Below are 23,678 nucleotides of genomic sequence, written 5' to 3' on the forward strand. Positions count from 1 at the left end.
CCTACTCTCCCCGGCTGCGGTACTCGCTGGGCGTGCAGCCCGTGACCTGCTTGAAAATCCGGCTGAAATAATACGGGTCCGGATAACCGACGCGTTCGCCGACCTCCTTGACGGACCAGTCCCGCTCGGCCGCCAGCAGCCGCTTCGCCTCCCGGATCCGCAGCGTGATGAGGTGCTTGGAGGGGGGCTCTCCCGTGTGCTTGATGAAAATTTTGGTCAAATAGGACGGATTGAAATTGAACTGCCGCGAGATGTCCTCCAGATTCAGCTCTTTGGCGAAGTTGTCCTTGAGGAACAGCTGGACCGAGCGGACGATTTCCTCCGGCGTGTAGGCGTGATTGTCCAGCGTGGCGACCTTCGCGGCGTTCCGTTCCTCCCGCTCCTGCAGCACCTTCATCTTGATCTTGCCCAGCACGAGTTCCAGCTCGCTCGTTTTGACGGGCTTGAGCAGGTAGTCGACGACCTCGTGCTGCATCGCCTGCCGGGCGTATTCGAATTCGTCGTAGCCGCTGACGATGACTTTATGGACGCGGGGGAATTTCAGGTGCGCCTGCCGGATCGCCTCCAGTCCGTCCATAACCGGCATGTGGATGTCCGTGATCAGCAGGTCGACGGGCGACCGGCCCAGCAGTTCCAGGGCGGCCGCGCCGTCCATGGCGGTGCCGGCGATCTGGAAGGCCGCGTCGGCCGCCTGGATTTTCTTCACCAGATTTTGCAGGATCAGCTCTTCGTCCTCCGCCACGACGGTGCGGATGATTATCGGCTGCTTGTCCATTTGTCGTTCCCCCCGGTTGCGCGGGTTCCTCCGATCGTCACGAGCGCGCCCCCGCCGGGCGCCTCCCCGATCCGGAACACCATCTGTTCTCCATACATGATTTTCAGCCGAACGTATACGTTCAGCAGCCCCATGCCGTCCACCGTCAGGCTGGGCGCTTCCCCGGTCCGGTTGATCCTCCGGACGGCCTCCTCGATGCGGGTCCGGCTCGCTTCGTCGAAACCGGGCCCGTTATCCCGCACTTCCACGAGCCACATTTCCCCCTCGGCATAGGCACGGATACCGATGCTCCAGGGAGGCACTCCCTTCGTGGCGTATTTGACGGAATTCTCGACGAGCGGCTGCACGATCAGCTTCGGAACCGGCACCTGGAGCAGCCCGTCGTCCGTATCGAAGGCATACGACAACCGGTTCCCATAGCGGAATCCGACGCAGCCCAGGAATTTCTCCGTGTGGGACAGCTCGGTGCCGAGTTCGACCAACGAGTCGCCGTCCGCCGAAATATAGCGGAGCAAATCCGACAGATTCTCGATCATGCCCACGATTTCCCGGTTCATGTTCTCTTCCGCCATGACCCCGATCGTGGCCAGCGTGTTGTACAGGAAATGGGGATTCATCTGCGATTGCAGGGCGAGCATCTTGGCCTGCATCTCCTGCTGCTGCGCCATCATGAGCTGCTCCATCGAATACTTCAGCCGCTCGCCCATCTTGCCGAACGCCAGCTGCAGCCGGTCCAGTTCGTTCAGTCCGCTCGTCGGCTCGGACAGGGCGGAGGCCGCGATGCTGTCCAGATTCGCCGATTTGACGAGCGCGTGCATCCGCGCGATCGGCTTCGTGATCCGCTGGGCGGCCAGGAACGTCAGGAGGAACGCCAGAATCAGGATGCACCCGGACAGCGCGGTGAAAGCGGTCGTAAACGTCTTCAGCGGCGCGAACAGGGATTTCTCCGACAGGAACACCGCCGAGTTCCAGCCCGTGAATTCGGAATGCGAGATCGCGAACAATTCCCGCTCCCCGGTCGCCGGATTCACGATCGAACCGCCTGCCGGCCGGGCCAGGAATTGGCGGACGTAGGCCGATTCGGCTTCGTGCCCGGGCCCCGCCGGATAGATCAGCTCGCCGTTGTCGTTGTAGACGATGACGCCCTCCCGCTGCGTCAACACGACGGTTTTGAACAGGTTGTTCACCGACTGCTTGACCTCCACGATTCCTTCCGGCGTATTGTATTTATCGGTGAATTGGCGCAGCAGGGAGATCGAATACGCCTCCTCCTGCGTCGGGAGCACGTGCGCCAGCTGTTCGTCCACCGCGGGCGTCGTGATCACTTTGCCGGAGTCGCCTTCCATGACCTCCCGATACCAGGGCATGTCCGTCAGGACGACCGTCGTTCGCCGGTTGTCAAAGCCCGAGCCGAACAGGTTGCCTTCGAAATCGTACAAGTTCACCTGCTGCACGGGCAGCGCCGGCCCGTTCGCGGCGACGAGCACCTCCGCCAGCTCTTTCGCGTTAACCGTGGCATCCTGCGGATTGGCGCCGGGTTCGTTTAAACCGGACAGCTTCAGAAACCGTTCCTTCACCAAGTTCGAATAGAGGATGTTTTGTGAAACCGTATCCATTTTTTGAATTTCCAAATCCAGCTTCTCCTTGACGGAGCGGGAGGTTCCGGAGAGCGAATCCGCCGCTTTCTCGCGGAGCGTGTCCGACGACCAGAGGTAAAAAAGCAGCAGCGAGATGGACAGGATCAGCGCGATGATGACGGAATACGTCACGAACAGGACCGAGCGGATCGACCGGCGGCGAAGCATGGGACACCTCCTGGCTCCATTGTGACCGCGTCCCGCCGGCTTGTCAAAGGGAAGGCGCAGGTAAAATAAGTGCAACGCATCTGGTCGGTTTTCTGCATGGCGGCTCCCGCTGCCCGACTCTATAATGAAAACGCATACCGGAAAGGTAAGCGCATTCATGTTGGGTTGCACGGGAGGGATTCCATTGAACGACAACAGGACGTACCCCTACTATTTCTCGCTCGGAGCCATGCTGCTCTACGTCCTGCTGCTGGTCCTGCCGGGCGTCGCGGGCATCCTGTATGCCTTCACGGACTGGAACAGCTACGATTCGGCGGTCCATTTCATCGGGCTCGACAATTTCCGGCAGGTCTTCTCCGGCGAGAACATGTACCTGTCCTATATCAAAAACACGCTCGTGTTCACCGTGTCGACCATCCTGCTGAAGACGGCGATCGGTTTCGTCCTGGCGCTGATGCTGAGTAACGCCGTCCGGCTCAAAAACATGCACCGCGCCATGATGTTCATGCCCGCCGTCGTTCCGATGCTGATCGTCGGCCTCATTTTCAAATCGGTCCTGCATCCCGATACCGGGCTGCTGAACGTCACGCTGCGCTCCCTCGGCCTCGGCGTTCTGGAGCAGCAATGGCTGACCGACCTGAAGTGGGCGTTCAAATCGATCATCGCGGTGGACGTCTGGAAAGGCGCCGGCTACATCATGGTCATCCTGCTGGCCGGCCTGCAGACGATTCCCAAAGATTACGACGAGGCGGCGGAGATCGACGGGGCGGGTTTCTGGAAACGGATCTGGCATATCACGCTTCCGCTGCTCGCCCCGGCGCTCACCGTGTCGATCGTGCTGAACCTGCTGTACGGACTGAAAATTTTCGATACCGTCTACGTCCTCACGAACGGGGGGCCGGGCTACGCGACCGAGGTCATCTATACCGGCGTGTTCAAAGAGTTCTCGATGGGCCGGTACGGGGTCGGAACTGCGCTGTCCACGGTGCTGTTCCTGTTCATGACGGTGCTGGGCTACTTCGTCGTCAAATGGATGAGCCGGGAGGAGGAATCGCATTGAACGCGCGCGTCATGAGGCAGCTGGCCGTCAACGTCGTCGTCTGGATCGTTACCGTCATTACCGTCGCGCCCCTCGTGCTGATCGTGATCAACTCCCTGAAAGACAGCGCGCAGGCGAGCTCGATGGGCATGGATTTGCCGAAATCGCTGCATTTCGAGAATTTCTCGGTCGTTTTCGAAAAGGGCAAGCTCGGCCATTCTTTGTGGAACAGCCTGCTGTACGCGGGGGTGTCCACGGCGCTCTGCGTCGCGCTCTGCTCGCTGGCCGCGTACGTCTATTCCCGCAGACGGACCCGGCTGAACCGCTTCAGCTACCTGTTCATCCTGCTGGGGCTGGCGATGCCGCTGAACTATTTTACGCTGATGAAGGCGATGCAGCTGCTTCACCTCGTCAACACGCAAGCCGGCATCATCATCCTGTACGCCGCGGTGCAGATTCCGCTCAGCGTATTCATCCTGTACGGCTTCGTCGGCGGCGTCCCGCGGGAGCTGGACGAGGCCGGCATCATCGACGGCTGCGGGCCGGGGCGGCTGTTCTTCGAAATCATTTTCCCGCTGCTCAAGCCGGCCGCCGTAACCGTGTTCATCCTGGCGTTCCTGAATTCCTGGAACGAGTTCCTGCTGCCGCTCTACTTCCTGAATTCCGCCAGCCAATGGCCGATGACGCTGTCGGTGTACAACTTCTTCGGCCAGTTCCAGATGGACTGGAACCTCGTCAGCGCGGATATCGTGCTGACCAGCTTGCCCGTCGTGATCCTCTACTTGCTGGGGCAGCGCTACATCATCGCCGGCATGACCGCCGGCTCCGTCAAAGGGTAAGGGAGGCGAACTCGAACATGAGGCTGAAAAACAAAGTCGCGGTCATCACCGGCGCCGGCTCCGGCATCGGCCGGCGGACGGCCGAACGGTTCGCCGAGGAAGGCGCCGCCGTCGTCATCGGGGAAATCAACGCGGAGGCCGGCGAGCAAGCCGCGGAAGCGATCCGCTCGGCCGGAGGCGAGGCCGCGTTCGTCCGGGTGGACGTGACCGACCCGGCATCGGCCGAAGCCGCCGCCGCTTTCGCGATGGAGCGGTACGGCCGCATCGACGCGCTGTTCAACAACGCGGGCATCAGCGGGGTCGGCGCCTTGCACGAGCTGGAGCCGGAGCAATGGGACCGCGTCGTCAGCGTGAACTTGCGCGGCGTCTACCTGATGAGCAAATACGTCCTTCCGCGCATGATGGAGCAGCGGTCCGGCTCGGTCATCAATATGTCCTCCTGCGCCGCGGAGATCGGACTGGCGCGCCGCGCCGTCTATTCCGCGACGAAAGGCGCCGTGCTGGCGCTGACGAAGTCGATGCAGGTGGATTACGCGCCGTATAACATCCGGGTGAACGCGCTGCTGCCCGGGACGATCCTGACGCCGTTCGTGGAAAATTATTTGAAAACTTCCTACGACGATCCCGAAGCCGCGATCGAATCGATCAAGAAACGGCAGCTCAGCGGGGAGCTGGGCCGCCCGGAGGACGTGGCCCATGCGGCGGTGTTCCTCGCTTCGGACGAATCCAGATTCATGATGGGATCGCCGATGTACGTGGACGGGGGCGTCGTGTTCGGCAAGAACGCCTGAGTCCGTTTCGGGCCGGGGCATGGAGAAGGGATGGAAAACCGATGAAACTGCTGCAATACTGGATGGATGGCAAGACGCGCCTGGGCGTCAAAACCGCGAGGGGAGTCGTGGACGTCGCGGAGGCGGCCCGAAAGGCTCCCTCCGCCGGGGCGCCGCTTACCCTACGGGAGGCGATAGAAGGCGGCGATTCCGCCGTTGCGGCGCTCGGAAAGCTGCTGTCGGCGGCGGGGGACGCCGTGCCCGCGTTGGACGAGTCCTCGCTGCGGCTCGCTCCGTGCGTCGCCGATCCGCAGAAAATCGTCTGCGTCGGCCTCAATTACCGCAAGCACGCGGAGGAGACGAACGCCGCCATCCCCGCTTATCCGATCCTGTTCAACAAATTCAATAACGCGTTGGCCGCCCATGGCGAAGACGTTCCCCTGCCCGCGGAATCCCGGGAAGTCGATTACGAGGCGGAGCTCGCGATCGTCATCGGCAAGCGGGCCCGCAACGTCTCCGCGGAGCAGGCGCTGGACTACGTGTTCGGCTACTGCAACGCCAACGATCTGTCGGCGCGGGACCTGCAAATGAGAACCGCCCAATGGATGCTCGGCAAAACGTGCGACAAATTCGCGCCGATCGGCCCGTACCTCGTGACCGCGGACGAGATCCCCGATCCGAACGCGCTGCCCATCGCCTGCACGGTGAACGGGGAACGCCGCCAATGCTCGAACACGGCGGACATGATTTTCCGCTGCGACGAGATCGTGAGCTACGTTTCCCGCCATATGACCCTGGAGCCGGGAGACGTCATCTTGACGGGCACCCCGGAAGGCGTCGTGCTCGGTTACCCGCCGGAACGGAGGGTGTACCTGCAGGACGGCGACGTCGTAACGGTCGAAATCGAAGGGTTAGGCGCGCTCACCAACCGGATGATCGATGAACCGAGGGTCGGCCAGTAAAAAAAGTGCAAGCAAGAAGACAGATTCGTGCATTTCATCCTGTATCTGTATGGACATACAATGAAAGCGCAATCAACAACTCGACCTAAAGGGGTAATCATCCGATGAAAAAGGCTTTTGGCTTGCTGGCAATCCTCGGCTTGACGGTCGGCCTGCTGGCCGGCTGCGGCGGCAAGAACGGGGAGTCCTCTCCCTCTCCGGCTTCGAGCGCAAGCGGCGGCGCGGGCGGCAGCGCAAGCGCCAGCCCTTCGGCCTCCTCGGAGGCGCCGAAAGAAAAGGTGACGCTGACCTACATGGCCAGCCAAGACTGGATCAAGGATTCGGAGATGCAGCTCGCCAAGAAATTCGAAGAGCAGACCGGCATCCACATCGACTATCAGATCGTCCCGGCCGACCAGTACCAGAACCTGCTCAAGGTGAAGCTGAACGCGAAGGAAGCGCCCGACATTTTCGGCGGCCAGGACGGCAAATTCGACCTCGGTCCCCTGTACGACGTCGAGAACAACGCGGTCGACCTGACCGGCGAAGAGTGGACGCAGCGGGAGAACAAGCAGTTCCTCGAGCAAGCCACGTGGAACGGCAAGGTCTACGCCCTGACGATCTGGGATCCGACCTACGACTACTACGTCGTGTACAACAAGCAGATTTTCGAGAAACTCGGGCTGCAGGTCCCGACGAATTACCAGGAATTCCTCGCCGCGTGCGAAGCGATCAAGAAATCCGGCATCACCCCGATCTACGAGCCGGTCTCCGACGGCTGGCACCACGTGCTGTGGTTCCCGGAAATCGGGCCGAAGTTCGAGGAAGCGAATCCGGGCCTGATCGACAAGCTGAACAACAACGAAATCAAGCTGGCGGACGTTCCGATCATGGAGCAGGCTTTGTCCCAGTTTAACGAACTCGTCCAAAAAGGCTACATGGGCAAGAGTTACTTCTCCAACACGTTCGCGGACACCGAGAAGAACATGGCCGGCGGCAAGTACGCCATGACGGTTCACAACCTGGGCCTGCCGGCGACGATCGAGAAGGCGTTCCCGGAAGTCAAACAGGATACGTTCGGCTTCTTCCCGATCCCGCTGGTCGACAACCAGATCATGAACCTCGCGCCGGCCGCGCCCAGCAAGTTCATCTACTCCGGATCCAAGCACATCGAAGAAGCGAAAGAATACTTCCGCTTCCTGACGCAGCAAGAGAACCTGCAATACTTCCTGACGAACGAGCCGCGCTTCCTGTCGCTGAACTTCGATGGCGTCAAAGGCAATTTCACGCCGGAGCAGCAGAAATTCTTCGACACTTACGGCGCGAAGCAAGGGACCGACATGCAAATGACGGCCAAGTACGTGAACCCGCAATGGATGGACATCGGCAAAGACATGAGCGCGATGATCGGCGGAGCGATGAAACCGAGCGACGTCCTGAAGAACGCCGACAAGCGCAGGGCGGAGCAGGCCAAGGCCGCGAAAGACCCGGCCTGGAAGTAAACCGAGAAGCAAGGCGGCCCGTCCTTCACCGGGGCGGGCTTTGCTTTTCGCGGCCATCACGGGATCGCGGGATTCGCGGGTTTCGCGGGAGCGGAGGAGAGAGTCGGACATGATCGAGAGATCGCTGTGGGTGGCGACGCTGCGGGAAGACAAAGTCGGCGAATACGAACGGCTTCACGACCGTTTGCCGGCCGAAATCGCGGCGCAGCTGCGGGATAAAGGGTTCGTCGAACTGAACATTTACCGCGACGACCTCACTTTGTACATGACTTGGGAGACGGATCCGGCGTTGGCGGTGCCGGACCGGGTGGTCCGCGAACAGGCGGAGCGCGAGTGGGACCGGCTGACGGGGGACTGCTTCGCGGAAAGCTGGCGGCAGGTTCCTCCGCTTTTCCGGCTGTCCGGCCATCGGCACAAAGCTTCGGAACTTGATCAGCGGGGAGCGGAACGGCATGGGGAATGAACGGAATTTGCAAGGGAAAGCGGCGATCGTGACGGGCTCGACCAGCGGCATCGGCCAAGCGGTCGCGGAGAAGCTGGCCTCCCGCGGCGTCCGGACGGTCGTTCACGGACGCAACCGGGAAGCCGGCGAACGGACGGTCCAAGGGATCCGCGAGGCCGGCGGGGAAGCGCTGTTCGTCCAGGCGGACCTGCTGGATCCGTCCGCGCCGGACCGGTTGGTCGAAGCCGCCGTGAACGCCTGGGGCCGGGTCGACTACGTCGTCAACAACGCGGCGCTGGTGTGCAACAAGCCGATTGAAGACGTCCGGCACGAGGACTGGGACCGGCTGTTTCAAGTGAATATGAAAACGCCGTTCTTCCTGGTCCAACGGGCGCTGCCTTGGCTGACGGAGCATAAAGGCGCCGTCGTGAACGTAGGCTCGATCAACGGCACCGTAAACAAGCCGAACAACGTGGTGTACGACGCGATCAAAGCCTGCCTCAACCATATGACCCGGGGGCTGGCGCTCGATTTGCGGGACCGCGGCGTGCGGATCAACACGCTGATGCCCGGCGGGGTCGCCACGCCGCTGATCGACCAGTGGTTCCATCAGATGTACGCCGACCCCGCGGAAGCGCAGCGGCTGGCCGACGAGGAGAAGGCGAAGCCGTTCATGGGCGCGCCAGAGCAGATCGCCGACGCCGTCGTCTACCTGTGCGGCGGAGGTTCTTCATGGATCAACGGAGCCGTCATTCCGATCGACGGCGGCTATAACATCGGTTGAGGGGAAAGGGCGGGAGCCGTAATGAAAATCGTTGACGTCAAAGCGTACGCCGTCAAGCAGAACGTCGCCATTCCGTTCAAATGGCGCAAGGGATTGCCGGAAGGATCCCACCTGAACGAAATGGGGATTCTCCGCATCCTGACGGATGAGGGAATCGAAGGCGTGGCCGTCGCCCAGCGGGGCTTGATGACGGTGGATTATACGAAGCGCAGGCTGAAGGACCTGCTGATCGGCAGGGACCCCCTGCTCAAGGAGCAGCTCTGGCACGAAATGTGGGAGCTGGACCGGGCGGAGGAGTTCCAAATCTACTACATGGGCTTGCCGGACATCGCGCTGTGGGACATTACGGCCAAGAAAGCCGGCATGCCGCTCTACCAGCTGCTCGGCGGATCCCGCGACCGCGTGCAGGCGTACGCCTCGACGGTGACGTTCGATACGACCGAAGAGTACCTTCGGGTTGCCGACTATTGCCTCGAGAAGGGCTACCGGGCGATCAAGCTCCACGCGTGGGGCGACGCCAAAGCCGACGCGAAGCTGTGCCAGGCGCTGCGCAAGCACGTCGGGGACGACATCTGCCTCATGTACGACGGTTCGGCCGGCTTCGACCTGCAGGACTCGATTTACTTGGGCAAAGCGCTGGAGCAGGCGGACTATTATTGGTACGAGGAGCCGATGCGGGAGTTCAGCCTCTGGAACTATAAGAAGCTGTGCGACGAGCTGACGATTCCGGTGCTGGCGGCGGAGACGTCGGACGGCGCCCACTGGAATGCCGCGGATTTCATCGCGCACGGTGCCTGCGACCTTATCCGGACCGGGACGGTGCTGAAAGGCGGTATCACGGGTTCGCTCCGGATCGCGCATCTGGCGGACAGCTTCGGCATGAAGGCGGAAATCCACGGCGGCGACCAGGCGAACGTGCAGCTGGCCTGCGGCATCAACAACAATTCGTTCTTCGAAGTGCTCGTATGGGGTACGGGGCCGATCGGCTTCGGCTACCCGGTCGAGGAGGACGGATACATCACCGCTCCCCAAGGGCCGGGGATCGGCTACCAGTTCGACTGGGAAGAAATCGAGCGGACGGCATACGCGAAGGTCTAGGCATGCTGACGGTCCGTCGTTCCGCGTGTCCGGCTGCGGCCGCGGGGATGCGGAGGATGGAGGAAATCCGGAAGGAGTGGTGCAGTCGATGAAAGCCGTGTACTACCATGGGAACCGCACGATCTCGGTCGGCGCGGCGCCGTCCGAAACGCCCGGGGCGGGCGAGGTTCGGATCCGCGTCGGGTACGCGGGCATCTGCGGGACCGACTTGCATATTTACCACGGGCATATGGATGCCCGGGTTACGTTTCCCCAGATCATGGGGCACGAAATGTCCGGCGCGATCGAAGACGTCGGCGAAGGCGTCGAAGGTTTAAGGCCGGGCGACCGGGTCACGGTCATGCCGCTGCATCCGTGCGGCGAGTGTCCGGCATGCGCGGCCGGGCATGGGCATATTTGCCACAAGCTGAAGTTCCTCGGCATCGAGACGCCCGGGGCGTTCCAGACGTTCTGGACGGTTCCGGCGTTCACCGCGTTCAAGATTCCCGATTCCCTGAGCCTGGAGCACGCCGCCTTGATCGAACCGCTCGCGGTCGCCTGCCACGACGTCCGGATCGGGGAAGTGAAGGAAGGCGAGCTGGCGGTCGTGCTCGGCGGCGGCCCGATCGGCGCGCTGATCGCCATGGCGGCAAGGGAGAACGGGGCGCGGGTGCTCGTCTCCGAGATCAACCCCTATCGGCTCAAGCTGCTGGAAAGCCTGGGCTTCCTGACGGTGAATCCGCTGGAGCGGGACGTCGCGGAATTGGTAAACGGGCTGACCGGCGGCGCGGGAGCCGACGCGGTATTCGAGGTCACATCCTCTCAAGCGGGGGCGGAGCTGATGACGAAGCTGCCGCGTACGCGCGGGCGGATCGTCGTCGTCGGCATTTTCAGCAAACCGGCGGCGGTCGACCTGCATCGCTTCTTCTTCCGGGAGCTGAAGCTGTTCGGGGCGCGCGTATACGAACGGGAAGACTTCTCCCGCGCGATCGAGCTGGCCGCGTCCGGCCGCCTGCCGCTGGCTTCGCTCGTCACGGACATCCTTCCGCTGGAACGGCTGGGGGACGGCTTCAAGAAAATGGAGAGCGGCGGGGACGCGATGAAGATCCTGCTTCGCTGCGGGGAGTAATCCGGGAGGTTCGTCTGCCATGTCTTTCAGAATCGATGCCCACGTGCACGTCTGGAACGTCGAGAAGGTCCGGTACGACTGGCCGACGCCGGCCGACGGGGCGTTGTACCGCAATATCGAACCGCCCGAGTTGGCCCCGCTGCTCGAGGAGGCCGGCATCGCCGGCGCGGTCCTCGTGCAGGCGGCCGATCACGAGGCGGAGACGGCCTATTTGCTGAAGAAAGCGGCGGAGGCCGAGCGGGTGAAGGGCGTCGTCGGCTGGGTGCCGCTCGATCGTCCGTATGAGGCCGGCAAGCAGTTGGAACGGTTGACGAAGAATCCGTATTTCAAAGGCGTCCGCCATCTGATCCACTGCGAAGCCGATCCCGACTGGATCGTGAGGGACGAGGTGATCGAAGGGCTGAAGATGCTGGCGTCGTTCGCGCTGCCGTTCGACGTCGTAGCCGTCTACCCCAACCACCTTCGCCACGTGCCGTACTTGGCGGAGAAAGTGCCGAACTTGCGAATGGTGCTCGACCATTTGGCGAAGCCGCCGATCCGGGACGGGAACCTGGAGGAATGGGCCCGGCAGCTGGGGGAAGCGGCCGAGTACCCGAACGTCTGCGCGAAGCTGTCCGGACTGAACACCGCCTGCGACTGGAACGACTGGAGCGCCGAGGATTGGATGCCCTGCGTGGAGGAAGCGTTCCGGGCGTTCGGCGCCGGACGGCTGATGTTCGGCAGCGACTGGCCGGTCGCCAACCTGGCGGGCGGGTATCGCCGCGTGTGGGAAGCGACGCTGGATGTGCTGGGCGGCCGCTCGCCCGAGGAGCGGGATGCGGTGCTGGGCGGAACCGCCGCGAGATTTTACGGGTTGTAAGGCGCTGTTTGCTGACGTTTGCAAGGGACTGCTCGACATTCCGTAACGCGATGGTTTGCCGACGTTTGCGCCGGATAGATGGCCGAGGTTGGACACAATCGACTATAAAACGTACCGTTCATTTTCGAAAATTTCGCGATTTCCACCCAATCGACTGCAGAAGCTGCAGTCGATTTTTCCGTAGACCCGCCAAATGCGGAGTAACCGCCGATAAGACCTGTACATATTGCGGGTGTTACAGGAAATGGGCAGCGTCGGCGCGAAACTTCGGGCAATAACTTAGTGGGAGCGTCGGGATTTGGACGTGAGTTCCTAAGACGCGGGGGTAGAGTCGGCCGAATTATTGCGCGAAAGCAACAACTCCGCGGTGACGGGAAACGTCTCTACTTGTGCGCAGGAATACGACAACTTGCCCGACACTCCATGCTCCGCGCGCCGGATGAAAGAGAAGCAGGTTACTACTATGAAGGCTGTTGTGGAGATGGATATCCGTTACGATTCGAATAAGGTGAATATAACGAACCTCCCAAGTGGAGGGGGCCGCGACGATGTTTCATTTCAGAATGGATAGGATTGCTGTAAAATCATCTACATGCATTTAATGCTTGTAGATGGAGTTGAGATGAGTTGAGCAGAGGAAAGGTGAGCGGAGATGAGCAAAGAGACGAAATTGGATTTAAGCCGTATCGTTTTTATCGGCCGGACATTCGAGGAATACCTGTCCATGTTCAACCTAACGAAACCGGAATTAAGGGGGCGGTCCATATTGGATTGCCCCGCTGGAGCCTGTTCGTTCACGGCATGGGCGAACCGACTCGGCGCGGATGTAACCGCATCGGATATCGCCTATTTTCATGACGTTGAGGAACTGCGGAAAAAAGGCGTTCAAGATTTGGATCACGCCATGGCCAAAATGGAGAGTGTGCAATCGAGCTACGTATGGGATGATTTCAAGTCCATAGAGGACTTGAAAAACCATCGCTACCAAGCATTAACCGATTGCTTCAACGATATGAAACTGCACCCCGCACGGTATGTCCCTGCAACTTTGCCTTCCCTGCCGTTTGAGGACAAGCAATTCGATATGACGTTGTCCGCGCACTTTCTCTTTATGTACTCGGACAGACTCGGCTACGATTTCCATGTAAAAACGATCCAAGAGATGATTCGAGTGACGAGGCGGGAAATTCGGATATTCCCTTTGACCAACCTTGCAGCGGAAAGATACGATCGATTGGATGATCTCCTCTCCTTTGCACACCAACAAGGCTTATCGACCGAGGAAATCACCGCGGGCTACGAGTTTCAAAAAGGAGCCAACCGCATGTTGAGGATTATCCTCTAGCTCATTACAGAACGATAGCACATCGACGACAGGCTGCCGATCTCGAATCCGGCAGCTTGTTCCACGAACGGGCAGCGATGCGCAAAATCATTCACACTGCAGGAGGGATTCCTTTGTTTTTGCGCAGCGTCACTCTTCTCCGGGAGAAAATAACCGACTTGAACGCCTATCCCTTTACCGTGCCGGCGATTAGAGGGCTTGAGTCCTTGGATTTCGAAAACCCGGTCACGTTTTTTGTGGGAGAGAACGGATCCGGAAAATCGACTTTACTGGAGGCAATCGCGTACCAATGCGGATTTAATACGGATCTGCTTCAGGATGGATGAGAAGGAGTATTTTGACGGAAAACGAATCGAGAATACGTTCGATCATTCCATGGACGGCTGAGAGGTTGAACGGTTGCTCCGCGAAGGGGTGCGCAATTGAAAACGATCATCAGAGAGCCCCGATAAATGGGAACGCCAACGGTTCATGACCGTTAGCGTTCTTGTTCGTTGTACGTTCATCCCCGAGGCTGAATGCCGCATTTGTTATGGATGAACGAGATTTGGTTTTCCAGCCGGTTGATCCTCTCCTGCGTCTCCGCGTCTTCCGAGCCTTGCCCGCGAAGGGCCGCAAGCTCCTGTTTCAGCTGGTGGAGGTCTTCGCCCGCGTTCGAGCAATCATACTGGCTTTCCAGGTTATCCAACATGCGCCGCCGTCCCTCCCGTCTCCAGGCATCCTTTCTATTTTGGAAGCCCGGGACGAAATTATGCGCGTGCTTTCGCGCGGCGCAGCAGCAACGAATTGTAGACGACATAGTAAGCGAACAGGACCAACAGGAGTCCGGACGTCCAACCGCCGGCCATGGCGGAGAGAGTGCCGGAGGCGCCTTCGGAGAAAGCGTCCGTCTCGATCAACTGGTACACGCGGAAAACGAGGCGCCCGATGAAGAGGACGATGACGAGGCCGCCGATCCAGGGGTTCGTCCGGTACTTCCATTGTCCCCCCTGCTGCTCGCAGCGGGTATTCGCCGCGCTCACCGCGGCCAACGCGGCGCCCAGGAGAATGCCGACGAAGTCCGAAATCAGGCTCACGGCATGGGAGGCTCCCTCCGCGAAGAACAACAGCCCAACCACGCCGAACAGAACCGTATAGACGGTCAAGGATTTCACGCTAAGCGGCTGCCACGTCAAATTCCGAAGCACGCGCCGGTAAATCCGGTATACCATAAACGCGCCGATCGCCAGGATGACCCAGTATTGCGTATCCATTCTTTCATTTCCTCCCCCATTCATGAACGATGACTCCATCTTACCGAAAGCGCGCCCCTCGATCGTCTCTCCGGGGATAGCACTTCGGCCTCCGCGGTCTCTATCTGCAGATAGAAATGCGGCCGTTCTTCGTCCTTTCGCTTGGATTGGCGCGGGGGCTGGGCTACAATGCTGGCAAGGGGGAATGGTGCATGCCGGATCAATTCCGGACGTACGCAAGACCGCTCGCCGCAGCGGCCATCATCTTCGCGTTCATGGCTTACGGCCGGTTTTTCTCGGGCCCGCCGCTGCAGACGGTTCTGAATGCGGCCGTATGGGTCACGTTCTGCTGCGTTCTATTGGTTCCCCGCGCCCGGTGGACCAAAGGGCTCGTCATCGCGGCGACATGCGTCTTGGTTGCCGAAACGTCGGCCGTGTGGGCGATATTCCGGGATGCCAAGCTCCTCTATGTGGCGGCCGTTGCCTTGCTGGTGGTCGCGAATCGCTTCTTCCTTGCCCAATCGAAGCTTCCCCCGCTGCCGGCGTTCCCGGCGATCGCCGTCATGCTGGCGGTCTCGGGACTGTATATCCGGTTCGGACAAGAAACCCTGATCAACCTGCTGTCGTTTGCCGCTTTGGCAACGGTGCTCTCGCTCAATCTCCGCAACCGCATCAAGAGAAACGAACTGTTCGAGGAGAACAAACGCCATTTGGCCGAGCTCCAGGAAGCGTACGAGCGGCTGCAGGAGGCGTCGGCCGATTCCATGCGCCAAGCGGTGCTGGAGGAGAGGACGCGGATCGCCAAAGACATCCACGACGCCGTCGGACACAGCCTGAACTCGCTGATCGTCCAAATCCAAGCCCTGCGGTACATGGTCAAGGAAAACCCGGACAGGGCGCAGGAAACGCTGGAGGCGATGCTGGGCACGGCCCGGCAGGGGCTGCAGGACATTCGGGTATCCGTTCACGCCTTGGCCGACGACGCGTCTTTCTCCGGCGTCTCCTCCCTCAAGGCGCTCCTCTCCCGAATGGAGTCCACCTCCGGCATCCGGTATTCGTTCCATGCCGAGCTGGGTGACGAGGAGCCGGCGGAAGGAGCGTACGCCGTTTTATTCAAGGTGCTTCAGGAAGCCGTCACGAACGTTATCCGGCATTCCGGTGCGACCCGCCTCGAGGTCGCGCTCTCCCGCGGATCAGGGACAACGGTATTGCGCATCCGGGATAACGGAACGTTGGAACCCGGCGGCGAAATCCGCGAAGGCTTCGGCTTCCGGACGATGAAAGCCCGGCTGGAAGTGCTGGGCGGCAGTCTCCGCTATGCCGCGGCCGCCCCGAACGGATTGGAAATCGTCGCGGAAATTCCGGATGAGGGGCAACCCGAACGTCAAGAGGATCGAAAAAGGGGGTGAGCGCATGGATCGGGACGGCAAAATCAAAGTGTTGCTTGCGGACGATCAAACGATGATCCGCCAGGGGTTCGGATACGTGATCGGCCTGCAGCCCGACATGGAGCTGGCGGGTGAAGCCTCGGACGGGGAAGAGGCGGTCGAACGGGCCGAACGGCTGCGTCCTGACGTCATCCTGATGGACGTCCAAATGCCCCGCATGTCCGGCATCGAAGCCGCCCGGCGAATCGTGGGCCGGCAGCCGGCAACCAAAATCGTCATTTTAACGACCTTCGATGACCAAGATTACATCTACCAGGGCATTCGGGCGGGGGCGGTCGGCTATTTGCTCAAGGACGCGGACGTGGAGGACATGCTGGAAGCGGTCCGATCCGCGTATCGGGGCGAGGCGGCGTACCGTACCGGCTCGGCGGCGTCGGCCTTGTCCCGGCTCGCGTCTTCCGAGGTGCCCGCGTCTCCCGGAGCGCCGGGTACGGCGGTCCGTCCGGAAGGCATGGAGCCGCTCACGGAGCGGGAACGGGAGATTTTGCAGGAAATGGCCTACGGATTGCGCAACGACGAGATCGCGCGGAAGCTGTTCATCGCGGAGGGGACCGTAAAGTCGCACGTCCATCGGATCCTCCAAAAGTTCGGGTGCGAGGACCGGACCCAAGCGGTCGTGATGGCGCTGAGAAACGGGATCGTTCAGTGAAGGGAATGGCCGCGCCGCCTCCCGGGCATGTTAGGGAAAACGCCCGAAGGAGGGGATCGAGGTGTCCAGGCGCAGAAGGTACGTGGTGCCCGGTGCGGAGCAGGGGATGCAAAGCTTCAAGGCCGACGTCATGAAACGGGAAGGATACGCGGTGAACCCGAGCCGGCCGGACGACGTGAAATACGAAGTCGCCCGCGACCTCGGCGTTCCGCTGAAGCCCGGGGACAACGGGGAGTTGTCGACGGGGTCGGCCGGCAAGGTCGGGGGCAAAATCGGCGGATCGATGGTTCGCGAGATGATCCGCCTCGCGCAGGAGAGGCTGGCGAACCGGGACGAGCCTTAGCTCGCCGGCCCGCCGTCCATTGTCAATCGAAATGGGAACGGTAAGCCAAAGCGATCGCCTGCGCGCGGTCGCTTACGTTTAGTTTGTGGAACAATTTCGTGATATGGTTTTTGACCGTGTTGTCGCTGATATACAGGGCTTCGGCGATTTCCCGGTTGTTCCGGCCCTGGGCCATGAGGGCGTACACCTCCAATTCCCGGGAGGACAGCTTGTACGGCTCCATGAGATCGGCGAGCGGAAGGGAAGGGACGCCGGATTCCGGCTCGGGGCCGATCCTCGTTTCGAACGCCGCCGTGATCCTTCCGTTCAGGAAGCGTTGAAACGATTCCCGGAGCGGCTCGGCAACGGCGCCGAGCCGCTCCGCTGCCTCCGGCCGCCCGTTCCCTTCCAAGTGCGCGAACGTCAGGAGCATGATCTGGCAGGCCGTGCTGCAGCTTCCCGATCCCGCCGAAGCGCCGGCCTTGCGGAAACGTTGGAATTCCTCCACGAGATCGGCGATTTCCGCTCGATCGTTCAAAAACGTCCGGAGAAATTCCGCGGAATAGGAGCAGACCAGACACGCCGAGGAGACCAGGGAGACGGTGCCGGCCTCCGGCGGCAGAGTGTCCGCGAACTCCGCGGCCAGCTGCCCGGCCTGGGCATTCCGCGCATGCCGTTCGGGATCCCATTGGCCCATGGATTCATGCAAGAGCGTAACCTCGCGGTCCGTCTCCGGCACGGCTTCCCGGGACGCGGCGCTTTCGATCGCCGCGGAGACCAGGGTCATGAGAGCCTGGAAAACGTCCGAGTATTCTTCGAAGTTCCGGTTACCGGGGAGGGAGACGCAGAGCACGCCCCGGACTTGGCCGCGGGTGACGACCGGGCATTCGATGGACTTTCCGCCCCAAAGGGGATCCCCTTGGACCGGCCGGTCCGGCGGCGCGGGCGAATCGATGAATCGGGAAATCAGCGCCCTGCCGTATTCCTGCGCCTGCTCCTCCGCCAAACCGCGGGACACGATGCTGGCTTTGCCCTTTCCCGGCAGCACGAACAAAAGCAGGCTGGACCGTGCATGCTCGACCAGGTTCAGGCTGATGTCCACGAGCATGGCCAGAAGTCCCTTGAGATCCGGGATCATCTGAACGAGCTTCGTGATTTCGATCAGGGAGGAAAGATAGATTTTCTGCTTCTGATACGCTTTGGCGAGCTCCGCCGCCGAATGATAGGCGCCATACAGCGCGGCCAGCGCCTGCGCCGGGGCCGTAACGGCGGGCAGTTCCCCGTCGCCTGCGCAGCTGCCCCAGAACAAGAGCCCGACCGCTTGCCGGCCGTCCGAAACCGGAACGCAGATCAGGCTCCGGGGTTCGATGCCGAAGGGGGCGAAAAATCGGCTGCGGGGATCGTGCCGGATGTCCCCCCAGCTGAGCGTTTCCCCGATCATGGCGGCTTGGCCGAGAAAACCCTCGCCCAGCCGGAATTCCGCGCCGACCATCCGTCCATGCCGAGGGTTAACCGTCTCCGCGATGCGGAACGCGCCGCCCTCTTCCACCGCTTGGGCGAAGCCGCCGAAAGCGGTATCCCCGGCGTCCCGGAGAAATTGGCTTAAGAATGGCGCCGTCTCCAAATGCCCGTCGCGCCAACGCTCCGCGGCTTTCAAGAGAATCTCGACATACGGGCCGTCCTGCAAGCTGCCCTCCGATCGGCTTTCCGCGACGATCCGGGCCAGCCGCGCCCACCGGTCCAGCTGCCGCTGCAGCTTGTCTTTGTCGGCGGCCGGCAGTTCGGGAGCCGCTTCGACCGCGGCCCGCCATTCCCCGGACGGATCGCCGCGTTCCTCCAGGCAATCGATCAGCCGTCTTTTCGCCTGGCGTTCCAGCCCTTCGCAGGTCCAGACATACAGCATTTCGCGGTTCCATTGGAGCGGAGACACGCCGACGTAGATGCCGGCGACGTCCAATTCCATCGCGACCGGACGGCTCAATCCGTCCAGTTTATGCAGCCAATGGCTGGGAGGGGAGGCCCATAGGATGTTCTCCCGGATCAGGACATCGAGGAACGTGACCGGTGCTTGGTCCCGTTTCGCGCCTGAACGGTCCGTGAGTACGGCAAACCATCCGTCCAGCCGCAGAAACCTCAGCATATCCTCCAACACGGCAGACTGGGCGGGTCCCTCCCTCACAGGAACTCCCGCTCCTCTTGGACTAAAGGCTGAAGATAACGGTAAATCGCGGAGCTTCCTTCCCCGATCCGGTTCAGGATCCCGCTGTCCACCAGATGCTCCAAGGCCGGCCGCACGTCTGCGCCTACTCTCCCCAGGCGAAGCGCGATGCCTTCTTCCGTCTCGAACGTATACGGATTTTGCCGGAAAAACGCCGTGCATTCGATCCGCAGCAGCAAATCGCTCGTCGTCATCGGTCGATCCTCCCTACACCAGTTTCATATAAGGCATCTCCGGGATGTTGACGGCGATCAATGGCTCCGAGATGACCGAATAAGGGGACTTTACTAGCTGCATGTACTGGTAGCCCCCGTCCACCCAGGTGCGGATCACCCCGTTGCTGGATCTCTCCAGATAAGAGGCAAGGTCGCTCCGGATTTCCGCGAAATTGCAGAGCGCCACCACCGTAAGGCCGACCGACCGCGCGATCGACATTTCTTCGGAGTAGAAGCGCCGTACGAAGTCGATGCCTTGCTGGGAGAAGACGGAGTTCAGATCGTAATAAGCGAACCAATGGTCTCCGTTCGCCGTGCTTTCGGATATGACCGGGCCCAATCGGTCCTTCAGGATTTGCTGGAACGATTGCGGGTCCGTATGGCTGACGTCGATGATCGAAGGCTGAAGGTCGGCGGGATAGCTGCGGCCGTAGTGCTCGATGATGTAAAACCGTCCTTCGCGGACTTCCCGGATGAGGTCGACGCCGAACAGCCGGTATTTCGTCACCATGTCCTCCAGCGTGGACAGGCTATTAATGAAAGCGATTACGCGAAAGCCCGCTTTCAAGTGTTCCGTGATGATCGAAGCGATGAAGTACTTGTAATTGGCCTTGCTGTTCGTATCGACCAGAAAGGAAGAACCGGTGGGAATGCCTCCGAACAGCAGGCGGTCCAGCTTCGGGAAACCCGTCTTGACCGGCTGGCCGATATCCTGGAGCTTGTCCTGGACCGAGGACAGGGAAGGCACGACGTGGATGCCCCGATCCGTGATTTTATAATGGTGTTCTCCCTCCAGAATGGGGGAGCCGCGCATTTTCAAAACCTCAAGCGTCCGTTTGCGGTAATTTTCCATGTGGCATTTCAGCGACAGCCGGATGACGCCGTCCGAGACGTAGTTCTCGATCGGGATCCGGTCCGCTTCGGAGGAATCCGTCTCCTGCAGCAGCAGGGCGGTGATGCCGAATTTGCGCAAGGCGTTGCGCAGGCTGTAGAACAGTTTGCGGTAGGCGCCCAGTTCTTCCGCTTCGAACCTGAGCAGGCTGATGGTGTCGACGACGAGCCGTCTGCACCGCATTTCCTGGATCACGTGCTCGACGAGACCGCCGGCTTTGGAAATTTGTTCGATGAACAGTTTCGGGGACATGCACATGACGCGAAGCAGGTTCCGCTTCTCCAGCTCCCTCAGGTCCCAGCCGAACGCGCCCATGTCCTGATACAGCTGATCCGGGAGCTCCTCGAACGTCACGTAGATGCCGGGCTCGTTCTCCTGCACCGCTCCGTAATGGAGGAATTGGAAGGCGAGCGTGGTTTTGCCCGTGCCGGGCGCTCCTTCCAGAACGACGGCGGAACCGCTCGGAATTCCGCCTTGCAATACGGCATCCAGGCAAGTGTCTCCGCTTCTGGCATAATCCATTAGACGCCACCCCCAGGCATAGTCGAGCTTGCGGCGAGTTCTTGGATATTTTATCGGATTTTGGGGGTTTATTCAATTGTTAGGGTTGGGAATGATGGCCGGAGGAGCGAGCGGAGGGTCGGCCATTCAGCTCGTTCAGCGCGTGGTCCAGCAGCTGGCTGACCCGCACGACCTCCGGATGGGTCAGCTGCCCGAACTGCCGGTACGTCTGGATCAATTGCCGCTTCAAATTATTCACCAATCGGGTGGAGGCCATCATCGGCACCTTCCTTCGCGAGTAATGGACGAATCAGGCGATGGAGCGCATCCAGCACGGCCGGATCGAAGTGGATGTCCCGCCAGTGGTACATCTCCTCGAATACTTCCCGCGCGTCCCCCGTCCGGCCATAGGCGCGGAAGCCGGTCATCGTATCCAAGCAGTCCGCGGCCCGCACGATTCTGACCTCGAGGGACAGTTGGTCCCCTTTGAGGCCGAAATAGCCGGTCCCGTCCAAATTCTCGTGGTGGAATAAAATCACGTCTTCTTGAATGTAAGGCAGGATCCCCGTCTGCCTCGCGATTTCCAAACCGCTTGGACAGTGGTCCTTCAATCGGAGCCACTCCTCGTGCGTCAACAGATCCAACTGGTCCAACAGTCTCGGATCAACGCTCAGCTTGCCGATATCGTGCATCAAGGCGGAACGGATCATCCGATCCCTGCCCGCCGGATCGAGTTTCAAGGCATCGTAAAGGCGCGTGCAGAGATTGGCCGTGCGAATGGAATGGCGATACGTTTCCGGATGGTGGGACTTCAGCTTTCGCAGGCTGAACGAACAGATGTCGTTTCGGAGGAATTCCATGGTTCCGAGAATGCCCAAGGCTTTCTCCTCCGCGTATAAGGCGTTGCTCATGCGTTTCAGGTACCTCCTAGAATGGCTCTCCGTTCTTGCCGCTGCCGATTCGGAAGCGGCTTGGATGGCTTCATTATAGGGGGGGAGGCGCGGAAAAACGATCGCCGAAAGGTCCCAATTCCGTCCGTTAGGGACAAAATAGGATTGCGCTCCCAGTGAGGCGGCGGGCCGTCCGTCCCACTCCTACTTTTCTCCCATCGGGGGACGAGCGAGAGCGGCGCCGTAAAACGAAAAGAGAGCCCGCGCGGGGCTCCCTTTCGCTAGTGGCAGTATAGGTTCACGCCGTTGTAGGCGGAGAGAATCAGGATCAGGTCGCCGTTCTGTTGGAACTTGCGATATTCGCTTTCCGACTGCCGGTAAGCGGCATCCGCTTGGGAGGAGTCGCCGGTTTTCACGGCGGCCGCATACTGCCTGTAGGACCGCTGCAGGTCCTGGGCCAGGCTGAGCGCGACCGTCAGCTCCTCGGGCGGCGAATCCGTCGCCGGCATCAAGGAGTCCGCGTAGGCGGTCTGCCGGTCCAACTTGTCCGGGGCCTCGGCCGGTTTCCCTTGCAGGCGGAGCCCGTTCATTTGCGCCAATTGGTTATGCATTTCGTTCACGGCGTAGATGAGCTGCTGGTAATACGTCTGCTCCGGGGTGAACGGGGTTTTCTTCGCCGCGGGGGGACGGATCTTGTCCCAGCCGTATGCCAGCAATATGGCGCAGACGCATGCGGCGACGGTCGCGGCAACGATCCGGCCGAATCCGGAACGCGGCAAGAAGGCGGCCGATATTTTCAAACGCGGGATCCCCCTTTCGTCGGATTCGGGTGCGACGCACGAATCAGTATAGCTCGAATTCGATTTAAAGTCTATGCGTATACTCGGAATTCGTGCTATAATCGGAACCGTTCTTTTTTAAACAGGCAGCAAATTCGACAGACGGAGGGGTTATGGCATGATGGCACGAAGCAAGAAAATGTTGGGAGTCGTTCTCCTGATCGCGATGGTATTCGGTCTCGCCGCGTGCGGCGGGAAAGACGATAAAGCGGAAGGCGGCGCGCCGGCGGAATCGGCCAAGCCGCAAAAGCTGACCCTGGGCTATCTCAGCGTCATGGACGACGCGCAGACGATCCTGGCCTACCAAGCCGGCATTTACAAGCAGCACGGCCTGGATGTCGATATGAAAGTATTCGCCAGCGGCACCGATTTGATCAAAGCCATGGTCGGCGGCCAAGTCGACGGCGGCGTGCTCGGCTTTACCAATGCGCTGTCGTGGCTGGACAAGGGCTCCGATCTGAAAATCGTCGGCGGCGCGCAGATCGGCTACCACAGCCTCCTGGTCGGCGCCGACAGCGGCATCCTGACCGTGGACCAGCTGAAGGGCAAAAGCGTCGCGTCCCAGAAGCAAGGCAGCACGGCCGACGTCGTCTGGAACGGCGTCGTGCTGAAGGATGCGGGCTTGGCGAAGCAGGACGTGACGATGCAATACGTGTCGCCGGCCGTGGCGATCCAATCGCTGGCGGCGGGCAAAGTGGACGGCGCGTTCGTGTTCGAGCCCTACAGCTCGATCGCCAAGCTGTCTTACCCGGTGAAGGAAGTGTACGAAATCGGCAAGGAGTGGCCGTTCCCCTGCATGGTGGTCATCACGACCGGGGATATGCTGAAGAACAACCGCGACGCCGTGAACCGGATGCTGGACGCGCAGAAAGAAGCGATTGATATGCTTCAGAACGATCCGGACAAGGCCGCGGGTTATATTACGAAGGAATTCATTAAAGAGGATACGATAAAGAAGACGGACGGCACGGAAGTCAAAGCGCAGGACGTCATCTCCTCCGCGATCAAGTCCCAGACGTTCGAGTGGGCGCTGAACGAGCAAGACGTCTCCCGCATGCAGGACGTCGTCCAAATGATGGTCGACCAGGGCATCCTGAAGAACAAGCTGGACGTCCAGCAAGCGCTGGATTTGACTTGGCAGAACCAACAAAAATAAGCGCTAGGA

At 60.7% G+C, this 23,678-nt stretch carries 25 protein-coding genes and 1 pseudogene; 16 read left to right on the forward strand and 10 right to left on the reverse strand.

Going from position 1 to position 23,678, the window contains the following annotated elements:
• Position 1: 1 nt before the first annotated feature.
• Both PTZ19_RS06585 and PTZ19_RS06590 read right to left on the reverse strand, forming a co-directional pair.
• Positions 2 to 775, reverse strand: a complete 774-nt coding sequence (locus PTZ19_RS06585; protein ID WP_276353255.1) for a response regulator transcription factor — start codon at positions 773 to 775, stop codon at positions 2 to 4.
• A complete protein-coding gene (locus PTZ19_RS06590) occupies positions 757 to 2,580 on the reverse strand; it encodes a cache domain-containing sensor histidine kinase (protein ID WP_276353257.1) in 1,824 nt (607 codons plus the stop codon). Before PTZ19_RS06590 ends, PTZ19_RS06585 begins: the two co-directional genes overlap by 19 nt.
• 184 nt (positions 2,581 to 2,764) lie before the next feature.
• On the opposite strand from PTZ19_RS06590, the gene PTZ19_RS06595 reads away from it, so the two are divergent.
• The 12 genes and pseudogenes from PTZ19_RS06595 to PTZ19_RS06650 form a co-directional block, all read left to right on the forward strand.
• A complete protein-coding gene (locus PTZ19_RS06595) occupies positions 2,765 to 3,640 on the forward strand; it encodes a carbohydrate ABC transporter permease (protein WP_276353258.1) in 876 nt (291 codons plus the stop codon).
• Positions 3,637 to 4,458 carry a carbohydrate ABC transporter permease gene (locus PTZ19_RS06600; protein ID WP_276353260.1) on the forward strand — a complete coding sequence of 274 codons (822 nt, stop codon included), beginning with the start codon at positions 3,637 to 3,639 and terminating at the stop codon, positions 4,456 to 4,458. The genes PTZ19_RS06595 and PTZ19_RS06600 overlap by 4 nt, the downstream gene beginning before the upstream one ends.
• A 17-nt stretch (positions 4,459 to 4,475) precedes the next feature.
• Complete coding sequence (locus PTZ19_RS06605) at positions 4,476 to 5,249, forward strand: SDR family NAD(P)-dependent oxidoreductase (protein ID WP_276353261.1); 774 nt, start codon at positions 4,476 to 4,478, stop codon at positions 5,247 to 5,249.
• A 41-nt stretch (positions 5,250 to 5,290) separates the two neighbouring features.
• Positions 5,291 to 6,190, forward strand: a complete 900-nt coding sequence (locus PTZ19_RS06610; protein WP_276353262.1) for a fumarylacetoacetate hydrolase family protein — start codon at positions 5,291 to 5,293, stop codon at positions 6,188 to 6,190.
• A 104-nt stretch (positions 6,191 to 6,294) separates the two neighbouring features.
• Complete coding sequence (locus tag PTZ19_RS06615) at positions 6,295 to 7,671, forward strand: ABC transporter substrate-binding protein (protein ID WP_276353263.1); 1,377 nt, start codon at positions 6,295 to 6,297, stop codon at positions 7,669 to 7,671.
• Between the two features lie 109 nt (positions 7,672 to 7,780).
• Positions 7,781 to 8,134, forward strand: coding sequence for an L-rhamnose mutarotase (locus PTZ19_RS06620; protein ID WP_276353264.1), 354 nt, complete (start codon positions 7,781 to 7,783; stop codon positions 8,132 to 8,134).
• A complete protein-coding gene (locus PTZ19_RS06625; RefSeq protein ID WP_276353265.1) occupies positions 8,124 to 8,897 on the forward strand; it encodes an SDR family NAD(P)-dependent oxidoreductase in 774 nt (257 codons plus the stop codon). Before PTZ19_RS06620 ends, PTZ19_RS06625 begins: the two co-directional genes overlap by 11 nt.
• Before the next feature lie 21 nt (positions 8,898 to 8,918).
• Positions 8,919 to 9,995, forward strand: a complete 1,077-nt coding sequence (locus tag PTZ19_RS06630) for an enolase C-terminal domain-like protein (protein WP_276353266.1) — start codon at positions 8,919 to 8,921, stop codon at positions 9,993 to 9,995.
• 88 nt (positions 9,996 to 10,083) lie between these two features.
• Positions 10,084 to 11,103 (forward strand): zinc-dependent alcohol dehydrogenase, encoded by a 1,020-nt coding sequence (locus tag PTZ19_RS06635; RefSeq protein ID WP_276353267.1) that lies wholly within the window; start codon positions 10,084 to 10,086, stop codon positions 11,101 to 11,103.
• A gap of 19 nt (positions 11,104 to 11,122) precedes the next feature.
• Complete coding sequence (locus PTZ19_RS06640) at positions 11,123 to 11,962, forward strand: amidohydrolase family protein (RefSeq protein WP_276353269.1); 840 nt, start codon at positions 11,123 to 11,125, stop codon at positions 11,960 to 11,962.
• Positions 11,963 to 12,614: 652 nt separating this feature from the next.
• Positions 12,615 to 13,307, forward strand: a complete 693-nt coding sequence (locus PTZ19_RS06645) for a class I SAM-dependent methyltransferase (RefSeq protein WP_276353270.1) — start codon at positions 12,615 to 12,617, stop codon at positions 13,305 to 13,307.
• A gap of 113 nt (positions 13,308 to 13,420) precedes the next feature.
• Positions 13,421 to 13,612 (forward strand): annotated as a pseudogene (locus PTZ19_RS06650) (AAA family ATPase); the annotation flags it as partial.
• A 197-nt stretch (positions 13,613 to 13,809) separates the two neighbouring features.
• Here PTZ19_RS06650 and PTZ19_RS06655 read toward each other — a convergent pair.
• Positions 13,810 to 13,998 carry a DUF2524 domain-containing protein gene (locus PTZ19_RS06655; RefSeq protein ID WP_276353271.1) on the reverse strand — a complete coding sequence of 63 codons (189 nt, stop codon included), beginning with the start codon at positions 13,996 to 13,998 and terminating at the stop codon, positions 13,810 to 13,812.
• Between the two features lie 58 nt (positions 13,999 to 14,056).
• On the reverse strand, positions 14,057 to 14,560 hold the full coding sequence (locus tag PTZ19_RS06660; RefSeq protein WP_276353272.1) for a CcdC protein domain-containing protein: 504 nt from the start codon (positions 14,558 to 14,560) through the stop codon (positions 14,057 to 14,059).
• A 191-nt stretch (positions 14,561 to 14,751) separates the two neighbouring features.
• On the opposite strand from PTZ19_RS06660, the gene PTZ19_RS06665 reads away from it, so the two are divergent.
• The 3 genes from PTZ19_RS06665 to PTZ19_RS06675 all read left to right on the forward strand — a co-directional run bounded on the left by PTZ19_RS06665 (position 14,752) and on the right by PTZ19_RS06675 (position 16,979).
• A complete protein-coding gene (locus PTZ19_RS06665) occupies positions 14,752 to 15,948 on the forward strand; it encodes a sensor histidine kinase (RefSeq protein ID WP_276353273.1) in 1,197 nt (398 codons plus the stop codon).
• 4 nt (positions 15,949 to 15,952) lie between these two features.
• Positions 15,953 to 16,636, forward strand: a complete 684-nt coding sequence (locus PTZ19_RS06670) for a response regulator (RefSeq protein WP_276353274.1) — start codon at positions 15,953 to 15,955, stop codon at positions 16,634 to 16,636.
• Between the two features lie 106 nt (positions 16,637 to 16,742).
• Positions 16,743 to 16,979 carry an alpha/beta-type small acid-soluble spore protein gene (locus PTZ19_RS06675; RefSeq protein WP_422614982.1) on the forward strand — a complete coding sequence of 79 codons (237 nt, stop codon included), beginning with the start codon at positions 16,743 to 16,745 and terminating at the stop codon, positions 16,977 to 16,979.
• Between the two features lie 22 nt (positions 16,980 to 17,001).
• On the opposite strand, the gene PTZ19_RS06680 is transcribed toward PTZ19_RS06675, so the two are convergent.
• The 6 genes from PTZ19_RS06680 to PTZ19_RS06705 form a co-directional block, all read right to left on the reverse strand.
• Entirely contained in the window at positions 17,002 to 19,137 is a 2,136-nt protein-coding gene (locus tag PTZ19_RS06680; protein ID WP_276353277.1) for a helix-turn-helix transcriptional regulator, read from the reverse strand.
• On the reverse strand, positions 19,134 to 19,370 hold the full coding sequence (locus PTZ19_RS06685) for a hypothetical protein (RefSeq protein ID WP_276353278.1): 237 nt from the start codon (positions 19,368 to 19,370) through the stop codon (positions 19,134 to 19,136). Before PTZ19_RS06685 ends, PTZ19_RS06680 begins: the two co-directional genes overlap by 4 nt.
• A gap of 13 nt (positions 19,371 to 19,383) precedes the next feature.
• On the reverse strand, positions 19,384 to 20,805 hold the full coding sequence (locus PTZ19_RS06690) for a DUF7125 family protein (protein WP_276353279.1): 1,422 nt from the start codon (positions 20,803 to 20,805) through the stop codon (positions 19,384 to 19,386).
• Between the two features lie 79 nt (positions 20,806 to 20,884).
• On the reverse strand, positions 20,885 to 21,064 hold the full coding sequence (locus PTZ19_RS06695) for an aspartyl-phosphate phosphatase Spo0E family protein (RefSeq protein ID WP_276353280.1): 180 nt from the start codon (positions 21,062 to 21,064) through the stop codon (positions 20,885 to 20,887).
• Positions 21,036 to 21,695: an HD-GYP domain-containing protein gene (locus PTZ19_RS06700; protein ID WP_276353281.1), complete on the reverse strand. Its 660-nt coding sequence runs from the start codon at positions 21,693 to 21,695 to the stop codon at positions 21,036 to 21,038. The genes PTZ19_RS06695 and PTZ19_RS06700 overlap by 29 nt, the downstream gene beginning before the upstream one ends.
• Positions 21,696 to 21,955: 260 nt before the next feature.
• The gene (locus PTZ19_RS06705) at positions 21,956 to 22,474 is read right to left on the reverse strand and encodes a hypothetical protein (protein WP_276353282.1); all 519 of its coding nucleotides are present in this window, start codon (positions 22,472 to 22,474) and stop codon (positions 21,956 to 21,958) included.
• 157 nt (positions 22,475 to 22,631) lie between these two features.
• On the opposite strand from PTZ19_RS06705, the gene PTZ19_RS06710 reads away from it, so the two are divergent.
• Entirely contained in the window at positions 22,632 to 23,669 is a 1,038-nt protein-coding gene (locus PTZ19_RS06710; protein ID WP_276353283.1) for an ABC transporter substrate-binding protein, read from the forward strand.
• Positions 23,670 to 23,678 lie beyond the last annotated feature (9 nt).

The organism is Cohnella caldifontis (assembly GCF_029360585.1).
GTDB classification, from domain to species: Bacteria; Bacillota; Bacilli; order Paenibacillales; family Paenibacillaceae; genus Cohnella; species Cohnella caldifontis.

What these genes read in the sequence shown, in the direction of transcription:
- PTZ19_RS06675 (WP_422614982.1), top strand. Translation starts at nt 16,743, where the DNA reads ATGCAAAGCTTCAAGGCCGACGTCATGAAACGGGAAGGATACGCGGTG.
- PTZ19_RS06620 (WP_276353264.1), top strand. Translation starts at nt 7,781, where the DNA reads ATGATCGAGAGATCGCTGTGGGTGGCGACGCTGCGGGAAGACAAAGTC.
- PTZ19_RS06645 (WP_276353270.1), top strand. Translation starts at nt 12,615, where the DNA reads ATGAGCAAAGAGACGAAATTGGATTTAAGCCGTATCGTTTTTATCGGC.
- PTZ19_RS06665 (WP_276353273.1), top strand. Translation starts at nt 14,752, where the DNA reads ATGCCGGATCAATTCCGGACGTACGCAAGACCGCTCGCCGCAGCGGCC.
- PTZ19_RS06585 (WP_276353255.1), bottom strand. Translation starts at nt 775, where the DNA reads ATGGACAAGCAGCCGATAATCATCCGCACCGTCGTGGCGGAGGACGAA.
- PTZ19_RS06635 (WP_276353267.1), top strand. Translation starts at nt 10,084, where the DNA reads ATGAAAGCCGTGTACTACCATGGGAACCGCACGATCTCGGTCGGCGCG.
- PTZ19_RS06590 (WP_276353257.1), bottom strand. Translation starts at nt 2,580, where the DNA reads ATGCTTCGCCGCCGGTCGATCCGCTCGGTCCTGTTCGTGACGTATTCC.
- PTZ19_RS06655 (WP_276353271.1), bottom strand. Translation starts at nt 13,998, where the DNA reads ATGTTGGATAACCTGGAAAGCCAGTATGATTGCTCGAACGCGGGCGAA.
- PTZ19_RS06710 (WP_276353283.1), top strand. Translation starts at nt 22,632, where the DNA reads ATGATGGCACGAAGCAAGAAAATGTTGGGAGTCGTTCTCCTGATCGCG.
- PTZ19_RS06640 (WP_276353269.1), top strand. Translation starts at nt 11,123, where the DNA reads ATGTCTTTCAGAATCGATGCCCACGTGCACGTCTGGAACGTCGAGAAG.
- PTZ19_RS06625 (WP_276353265.1), top strand. Translation starts at nt 8,124, where the DNA reads ATGGGGAATGAACGGAATTTGCAAGGGAAAGCGGCGATCGTGACGGGC.
- PTZ19_RS06685 (WP_276353278.1), bottom strand. Translation starts at nt 19,370, where the DNA reads ATGACGACGAGCGATTTGCTGCTGCGGATCGAATGCACGGCGTTTTTC.
- PTZ19_RS06695 (WP_276353280.1), bottom strand. Translation starts at nt 21,064, where the DNA reads ATGATGGCCTCCACCCGATTGGTGAATAATTTGAAGCGGCAATTGATC.
- PTZ19_RS06610 (WP_276353262.1), top strand. Translation starts at nt 5,291, where the DNA reads ATGAAACTGCTGCAATACTGGATGGATGGCAAGACGCGCCTGGGCGTC.
- PTZ19_RS06670 (WP_276353274.1), top strand. Translation starts at nt 15,953, where the DNA reads ATGGATCGGGACGGCAAAATCAAAGTGTTGCTTGCGGACGATCAAACG.
- PTZ19_RS06605 (WP_276353261.1), top strand. Translation starts at nt 4,476, where the DNA reads ATGAGGCTGAAAAACAAAGTCGCGGTCATCACCGGCGCCGGCTCCGGC.
- PTZ19_RS06690 (WP_276353279.1), bottom strand. Translation starts at nt 20,805, where the DNA reads ATGGATTATGCCAGAAGCGGAGACACTTGCCTGGATGCCGTATTGCAA.
- PTZ19_RS06700 (WP_276353281.1), bottom strand. Translation starts at nt 21,695, where the DNA reads ATGAGCAACGCCTTATACGCGGAGGAGAAAGCCTTGGGCATTCTCGGA.
- PTZ19_RS06660 (WP_276353272.1), bottom strand. Translation starts at nt 14,560, where the DNA reads ATGGATACGCAATACTGGGTCATCCTGGCGATCGGCGCGTTTATGGTA.
- PTZ19_RS06630 (WP_276353266.1), top strand. Translation starts at nt 8,919, where the DNA reads ATGAAAATCGTTGACGTCAAAGCGTACGCCGTCAAGCAGAACGTCGCC.
- PTZ19_RS06615 (WP_276353263.1), top strand. Translation starts at nt 6,295, where the DNA reads ATGAAAAAGGCTTTTGGCTTGCTGGCAATCCTCGGCTTGACGGTCGGC.